Source organism: Levilactobacillus tujiorum (assembly GCF_012641185.1).
Lineage (GTDB): Bacteria > Bacillota > Bacilli > Lactobacillales > Lactobacillaceae > Levilactobacillus > Levilactobacillus tujiorum.
The window spans coordinates 1-227 of the sequence record NZ_JAAXLK010000071.1 but is presented as its reverse complement, the minus strand read 5'-3'; the positions used below and the strand labels follow the sequence as shown (position 1 = coordinate 227).

At 51.1% G+C, this 227-nt stretch carries 1 rRNA gene; it reads right to left on the bottom strand.

What is annotated here, in order from left to right:
• Nucleotides 1–227, bottom strand: a 16S ribosomal RNA gene (locus HF569_RS12255); the annotation flags it as partial.

Below are 227 nucleotides of genomic sequence, written 5' to 3'. Positions count from 1 at the left end.
TACCGCGGCTGCTGGCACGTAGTTAGCCGTGGCTTTCTGGTTAAATACCGTCAACTCCTGAACAGTTACTCTCAAGAGTGTTCTTCTTTAACAACAGAGTTTTACGAGCCGAAACCCTTCTTCACTCACGCGGCATTGCTCCATCAGACTTTCGTCCATTGTGGAAGATTCCCTACTGCTGCCTCCCGTAGGAGTTTGGGCCGTGTCTCAGTCCCAATGTGGCCGAT